This is a genomic window from Lacisediminihabitans sp. (assembly GCF_036404185.1).
In the GTDB taxonomy this organism is placed as follows: domain Bacteria; phylum Actinomycetota; class Actinomycetes; order Actinomycetales; family Microbacteriaceae; genus Lacisediminihabitans.
Genome location: NZ_DASWPB010000066.1, coordinates 1 through 4952 on the forward strand (window position 1 = coordinate 1; position 4952 = coordinate 4952).

Here is a 4952-nt window from a genome sequence, read left to right on the forward strand (position 1 = left end):
CAGCGGGTCGATCTACCTGGTTGACACTCAGACGCGGCAGGTGACGCGAGTGGTCATGGACCAGGCATCGCGATCGGCGCGGCTAGCGATGTGCGGTGATCTCCTGTCATGGTCGACGGCGGATGGTTCCGGCGCCCCGCCCTATCGGCCGCAATACATGATGAGCGTGAAGAGCGCGGCGCTCTACCAGATCTCTGTGGACCGCAGCTTCGGCGGCGCCTACTGCTCGGGTGACATGGTCGCCTGGCGGTCGCTCGGGGAGGGTGCGAGCACGACCGCTGCGACGACCGTCGTTCGGTGGGCGTCTCATGACTAAGAGACAACGGCTGCTCGTGGCTGAGAGAGCGCGGCGCGCCTGACTGCGGTGCGAGCGGGGTCGTCGCGGCGTGGCCTGCGGCCTCGACGGGTTCACCTACGACCAGGACGGATATCTCGTCGAGCAGACGCGTGACGCCGCGACGAGCGAGCTCTCGTGGAACGCATGCGGCGAGCTGCAATCGATCGTGGGGACCACCACCGCCGACTTCCGCTACGACACGTTCGGGCGGCGCATCGACAAGACCATCGACGGAGCCGCCACCGCACTCGTCTCCGTAGGCGCCAACCTCGCAAAGGAGACCGACAACACCGCGACAAGCTCCACACTGCTCTCAGGCGGCACAGACGAGTGGTCCGCGCGCACGACCAGCGGGTCGACCGTCAGCTACCTCACCGACGCACTCGGGTCACCCGTGGCTCTTGGCGCACCCGACGGGCAGCTCACAACCCAGTACTCCTACGACCCCTACGGCGTCAGGACCGAGGACGGTTCCATCAGCCACGACTCGATCGGCTTCACTACCGATGCAAGGTGGAAGTGAATACGAAGATTTCAATGGAGTTTTCCCGGAGCTCGAGGAGTCGGGGGAAGCGATCGTCTACCGCGAGTGGGACTTGAGGATCTAGGTTGTGGGAGTTCCACGAGACGTTGAACGGATTGTGACGGGTAGCAATGGGTCGGCGTACTACACTAGGAGCGCTACTTCACTTTCACAACGATGAGGGGCGCGTTCAAGTGATCGAGGAACCACCATTGCTGGTCGCTCAATCCCAATTCGAACCACTTCTGCTTGAGGCAAGTGTCACCGGACTGGGCACCGCTCTGTACGGCTGGCTCGACCTAGGAGTGGCGGCTAGGCTCGTTCGCGGCCGGAAGATGAGCGACATTCACGGTCTTTTCGATGAATTCGCAGCAGCATTGCAGTTTCCTCTGTACTTCGGTGAGAACGGGGATGCATTCAATGATTGCATCACCGACCTGCCGTACCTCTTCCCGAACGCGGGAATCGCCATTGTGATATCCGAACCAGATCGAATCGAATTCGGGATCTTGCCTTGGCTGGTTTCGGCGTTGACTCGTGCGTCGAAGGTGTGGGCCGCGCCCATCGAGCTCGGCGAGTGGTGGGATCGTCCGCCGGTGCCATTCCACGTGATTCTCGGCGGTGAGGCGGATGCCCTGGATGCGGCAGAGCGCCTATGGACGGCCGCGGGGGCATCGCTGGCCCGATTGCCCAACTGATGCGACTACGGAAAACGCTATAGGCGGACTGAAGCTCTAGAGGGCACGGGAGGCCGGGGGCGGCGGGAACGCCGTGAGTCGTGGCTGCGCGAGAGCGAGCGCATTGCGTGTGGAGGTGCTCGGGTTCGCGGCGCAGACAGTCATCACCGGCCCTGTCACAGCCCGGGCCCGCTGAGGCAGCCCGGGTCTGTGGAGTTGCTGGATGCGGTCGTGGCGGTATCCCGGCCATGTCTTGCCGTCGGGCATCATCACCAGAGGAGCCGTCTTGTGCCCCGCCATGATCTGGTCACGTTCATGGGGTCGAGGTCACCCAGGCTGAGTTTCGAGTACGGGATCGCGGCCTCGTCCAGCGTGATCTCGGCCAGCCGGCATGCCCGGCAGGGCTTGGTGCCGTAGGCGACCGCCTGCTGAGGATCGGCGTCAGCGCCGGGGCTCCATCTGTCGGCATGACCGTCACCCAGGCGCACCTAGCCAGCGATCATCAGCCGTTGGGCCTCGCTGCCGCGGGATGCCCACTTCGCCCGGCCTCCCCAAGACCCCGTCGATTAGCCTATGCATGTATTTCGGAGATGAAGAACGTGGCGCGTCAGTCGCTCACCCAGCAACTCCGGGATAGTTTGGCCTATGCCCAGGAAACCAGTCGGCGGTTCGACCTGTACATCAGAAGGGACATGAGAATTACTCAACCTCTACAGGACGCAATCGACGAGGGGAGGATCTTCATGAGGTATATCCCGTGAGGGGTAGCGGCAAGGAGCTCGGGCTGACGATGCCCTCGGGGCGAACCGCATTTTTTTCCTGCGCCCCATCTTCAAACTGGTGTCAACGGCGGCTGAAATCGGACCCTGTGGCGTCGGGGTGGTTTCCAGTCGTCGTCGCAACACGTGCCTGAGAATCGGGGTTCGTGTTGTCGTCGTCGCGTCGTGTCGCCCAGGGTCCTGGCCGTCGTCCTCAGTCCGCGAAGCGGGCGTTGTTCATGCAGCTGCTGGCGCGGGGATGGACGCCGGCTGCCGCCCGACGTGAGGTCGGGGTCAGCCGTTCTGGGCAGCGAACTGGCGGCGCGGGTACAAGGTCTACCGCGACGGCGTTGTGGTCAGGGTCGTCCCGCCGTTGGATCTCCTGACGGTCTCACCGATCAGCCCACGGTTCTTGTCCCAGCAAGAGCGGATCGAGATCGCCGACCTGCGCAGAGCCGGCCTGAGCGCGCGTGCGATCGCCGCGCAGCTGGGCCGGTCCGCGTCGACCGTCAGCCGTGAGCTGCGGCGCAACGGACGCAAGGACGGCCAGTACCGACCGTTCGAAGCCCACCACCGAGCGGCGATGCGCCGCCGGCGTCCCCGCCCCAGACGCTGGTCGACGACGCCCGTCCTCCAGGAGTTCTTGATCGAGCACCTGCGCCAGCGGTGGAGCCCTCAGCAGGTCGCCCGCGAGCTGCGCCTGCGGTTCGCCGACGACCCCGCGATGTGGTTGTGCCCGGAGTCGATCTACCAGGCTGTCTACGCCCCTGGAAGTCCGCTGACCAGGAGAGCAGTCCGGCCGCCGCAACGCTCTCCGCTACGCACCGGACGCGACCACCGACGCGCGCACCGCCGGCACGAGCGACGCCGGCACCGATTCACCCGCACCCGGACTGAGCATCCACGAGCGACCCTTCGCACCCGATGACCGCACGCACGCCGGTGCATGGGAAGGGGACCTGATCGTTGGACCGGGACATCGGTCCGCGATCGGCACGCTGGTCGAACGACAGACCCGCTTCGTCAAGCTCATCCACCTGCCCGGCCAGGACTCCAGGGCACTGCGCGACGCCCTCATCGAGGACCTCGCTGCCTTGCCGCCACATATGCGCACCTCAATCACCTGGGACCAGGGAACGGAGATGTCCCGGCACGCGGAGATCACCCAGGCACTCGGCACGAAGGTCCACTTCGCGGACGCGCACTCGCCCTGGCAGCGCGGTAGCAACGAGAATACGAACGGTCTGCTGCGTCAGTACTTCCCTAAGGGAACCGACCTGTCGGTCCACACCCCGGCCGACCTGCAGGCCGTCGCTGACGAGCTCAACGCCCGACCCCGAGCCGTCCTGGGACACCGTCCGCCAGCCGTGCTCTTCACCACCCAGTGTTGCGATGACCACTGGAAACCACCCAGTCCTCCATCGCCCAAACGCTGACCACCACCGACACTCCAGCGTGACGTCTGCCGGCGAAACGCCAAGGACGTCGGCACTGCATGAGAGCCTTGTTGCAGACGCTTGACGAAGGAGCAGACCGTGGCCAATGGGTTCAAGATCAACACACAGGGCATTCGGCGGACAGAGTTGATCACGCACCGTTTCTTCCGCCGGGACCGCTGATGATCACGGGCGACCATTTCGCCTCTGAGTTCGACGTCGCGGTCGTGGAGTACTCGGGCGGCGTGCCGGATCATGTCTTCGTTGCTCCGGGTGCCGGGGCTCGGGCGGTTTTGATAGAGGTAGAGCCGTGGGGTGAGTCGGCTTGGACGGCCTCGTTCGCGGCACCCGATCCCGGTGTACGGGCGTTGAGCGCGATCCTCGGCACGCCGAGCTCGACCGGTCTTTGCGTCATCGAGCGGGGGACTGCCTTCGTCGGTGATGTACTGGCGCCTGATGCCTTCAGCGTCATCAAGACTGGACCGGTGGTCGCCGCAGAGGAACTCGTCGGGGTTGGCATGCTGCTCCTGCTGACGCCGTGGGCGATCACGGCTCTTGATCGGCAGGGGCTTCGGTGGTCGACGGACCGCATCGCTATCGACGGCCTGCGTGTCGATGAGGCGGGAGATGGATGGGTGAGGGGGGTGGCTGACCCCGACGAGGACGAGCCCCGCGACTTCGCACTGAACCTCGCAACCGGCGAGGTCGTCGGCGGCGCTGGAGTCGCCTGACACGGCCGGCCGGGCGTACAGGTAAGCGACGAGCGGGGCGGTCACCAGCAGCGCCGACCCTGACCGCGTCGGCACATGGCCGGTTCTCAGCCGTCACGGGTACACCACGGCTGTGCCAGCCCTTGTCTCCGATGGAGCTCATCGTCGTGAGCATCGAGACCTAGCTGATGCTTCGCCGCATGAAGTTGGCCAACAAGATTGGCTGGACGGAGATGTACCTGTCCCGGCGACTGTCCGGTCGCACGCAGCTCGGGGTGGATGACCTCTTCGCGATCGCGGCCGCCCTGGACATGTCGGTCCCCGAGCTGCTCGACCTGGCCGAGAGTGCGACGAAGCCCCGCACCGCTGGCGCGGACGGGGCTTCGGGTGTGGCCACTGGCAGGGTCGAACTGCCGACCTTTCGATTTTCAGTCGAACGCTCTACCAGCTGAGCTAAGTGGCCGAACCGACAACGCCCGGTCTGCTGACCGGGCGTGACGTGCGACCCCGA

7 protein-coding genes, 1 tRNA gene and 2 pseudogenes are annotated in these 4952 nt (G+C 65.3%); 8 read left to right on the plus strand and 2 right to left on the minus strand.

The features are described from left to right. The 3 genes from VGC18_RS03565 to VGC18_RS03575 form a co-directional block, all read left to right on the plus strand. Window positions 1–316 (plus strand): hypothetical protein (locus tag VGC18_RS03565; protein ID WP_331094297.1); only part of this gene is annotated, 316 nt, incomplete at its 5' end. Between the two features lie 70 nt (window positions 317–386). Beyond that, window positions 387–860 carry a hypothetical protein gene (locus VGC18_RS03570; protein WP_331094299.1) on the plus strand — a complete coding sequence of 158 codons (474 nt, stop codon included), beginning with the start codon at window positions 387–389 and terminating at the stop codon, window positions 858–860. 194 nt (window positions 861–1054) lie between these two features. After that, the gene (locus VGC18_RS03575) at window positions 1055–1558 is read left to right on the plus strand and encodes a barstar family protein (RefSeq protein WP_331094301.1); all 504 of its coding nucleotides are present in this window, start codon (window positions 1055–1057) and stop codon (window positions 1556–1558) included. Window positions 1559–1806: 248 nt separating this feature from the next. Here the strand turns inward: VGC18_RS03575 and VGC18_RS03580 are convergent, their stop codons facing one another. Beyond that, window positions 1807–2025 carry a hypothetical protein gene (locus tag VGC18_RS03580; protein WP_331094303.1) on the minus strand — a complete coding sequence of 73 codons (219 nt, stop codon included), beginning with the start codon at window positions 2023–2025 and terminating at the stop codon, window positions 1807–1809. A gap of 102 nt (window positions 2026–2127) precedes the next feature. On the opposite strand from VGC18_RS03580, the gene VGC18_RS16185 reads away from it, so the two are divergent. The 5 genes and pseudogenes from VGC18_RS16185 to VGC18_RS16190 form a co-directional block, all read left to right on the plus strand. Further along, window positions 2128–2298, plus strand: a complete 171-nt coding sequence (locus VGC18_RS16185) for a putative toxin (RefSeq protein ID WP_414672851.1) — start codon at window positions 2128–2130, stop codon at window positions 2296–2298. 349 nt (window positions 2299–2647) lie between these two features. Then, window positions 2648–3223 carry a helix-turn-helix domain-containing protein gene (locus tag VGC18_RS03585; RefSeq protein ID WP_331094305.1) on the plus strand — a complete coding sequence of 192 codons (576 nt, stop codon included), beginning with the start codon at window positions 2648–2650 and terminating at the stop codon, window positions 3221–3223. Next, a pseudogene (locus tag VGC18_RS03590) lies at window positions 3165–3731 on the plus strand (IS30 family transposase); the annotation flags it as partial. The gene VGC18_RS03585 and the pseudogene VGC18_RS03590, both read left to right, overlap by 59 nt. Window positions 3732–3913: 182 nt before the next feature. Next, on the plus strand, window positions 3914–4462 hold the full coding sequence (locus VGC18_RS03595; protein ID WP_331094307.1) for a hypothetical protein: 549 nt from the start codon (window positions 3914–3916) through the stop codon (window positions 4460–4462). 179 nt (window positions 4463–4641) lie between these two features. Then, window positions 4642–4758: pseudogene (locus VGC18_RS16190) on the plus strand (helix-turn-helix domain-containing protein); the annotation flags it as partial. A gap of 73 nt (window positions 4759–4831) precedes the next feature. Here the strand turns inward: VGC18_RS16190 and VGC18_RS03600 are convergent. Then, a tRNA-Phe gene (locus VGC18_RS03600) sits at window positions 4832–4904 on the minus strand. Window positions 4905–4952 lie beyond the last annotated feature (48 nt).

Bases quoted from the DNA above. Each gene is read 5' to 3' on its own strand.
- VGC18_RS03595 (WP_331094307.1), top strand. From the start codon at position 3,914: ATGATCACGGGCGACCATTTCGCCTCTGAGTTCGACGTCGCGGTCGTG.
- VGC18_RS16185 (WP_414672851.1), top strand. From the start codon at position 2,128: ATGAAGAACGTGGCGCGTCAGTCGCTCACCCAGCAACTCCGGGATAGT.